Genomic DNA, 1,387 nt, shown 5'->3' on the forward strand with positions numbered 1-1,387 from the left:
CCACTGTTCCTGGAGTTCACCGCGCTCGGCGAGCGTGGTGGTGGGGGACGCCATGCGGCGTTCGAGATCGCGCTCGATGTGGGCGAGGTCCTGCATGCGCCGGTCGGTACGCACCGCGCGCGGGAGGGTCTGCACGTCCGGGTCCTGGCCTCGAAGCCGCGCCACGGTGCGTTCCAGGCGGTTGCCCAGGCCCGTGAGCCGGATCTTGGAGGCGACGCTGGCCAGCCCCTCGAGGATGCGGACGACGCACCTCTTGGCCCGGTTCATCAGCTGCTCGCCGCCGGGGCCGTGCAGCCGGCGCAGCGCGGGCTCGCCGGCGTCCATCTGGGCCACCAGATCGGTGATCTTCTCGTAGATGGTGCCGGGCAGGCCGATGGAGTACGGGCGCAGTGCGGCGAGGGCTTCGTGCGCACTGTGGTGGGCGACGGTGAGATCGGCCGCCATCGGCGTGTCGTCGGCGGGCGGGACCTCGGCGGCGGCGCGGGTGATGTCGGCGAGCTCGGCTGCCTCCCGGCCGAACCCGTTGTCGAGGGCCTCCCAGGTCTGCTGGGTGGCCTCTTCCTGAGTCCAGGAGCCGTCGTTGCGCAGGACCCAGATGTGATCGTCGGCCGCTAGGACGTCCAGGGCAAGGTCCGGGTGTCCGGCCGTGTACGCCGCAAGGGCCTGTTCGGCGCGGCGCCTGGTGCGCTCCTCGCTGCCGTCGGGGCCCTGGGCGATCGTGTCGAGGAGGTCGGCGAGCTCGGCAGGAGTGGGCTGGGCCGGGAACGCGGCCGGCAGGATGCTGCGCACCGCGTCCCGCCAGGGCTGGCTCAAGGGCGTGCCGAGGAGTCCGGCGGCCTGGGTGGCGCGCCACTCGATAGCGGCGAGCAGTTCAGGGCCGGTCATGTCGACGAACCGGCTGTAGGACATGCGCAGGGAGTCGGACCGGCTCGTTCCGAGCCACACCACGACGGTGGGGTCGTCGCTGGTCTGGTCGTCTCCTGAGGTGCTCAGGTCGACGCCGTAGACGGTGCCCAGCTTCAGCGGCTGGGGCAGCCGGTCGGGCTCGGGGTCCTCGGTGGTGTGCTGACCGAGGCGTTCGTACACGGCCGCGTGCAGGGCGTACGCCGCGGTGGTGCGGTCGGTGTACTCGACCTCTGGCCGTCCCTCGACCGGGGAGGGCAGGATCATGCTGAACGCCAACGGCTGCTGCTCGGGGGCAGGTTCGTCGGCAGGGGCGGTCGGGGTGACGGGGCCGCTGGCGCGGGTGCCGGCGGGCCACTGCCCGGGTCGGGGCGGGGCGGCTCCTGCGTCTTCGGGTGAGGTCGCCGCGGTGGGCACGGACGTCGCCTCGGCGGCGGACTGGCGGCTGCGGACATGGGAGTCGTTCGCGAAGTACCCTTCGGGG

At 72.8% G+C, this 1,387-nt stretch carries 1 pseudogene; it reads right to left on the reverse strand.

Annotated elements, in window-relative coordinates:
* Window positions 1–1,387, reverse strand: a pseudogene (locus P3H78_RS33125) (toprim domain-containing protein); the annotation flags it as partial.

The organism is Streptomyces tropicalis, assembly GCF_029269835.1.
GTDB classification, from domain to species: domain Bacteria; phylum Actinomycetota; class Actinomycetes; order Streptomycetales; family Streptomycetaceae; genus Streptomyces; species Streptomyces tropicalis.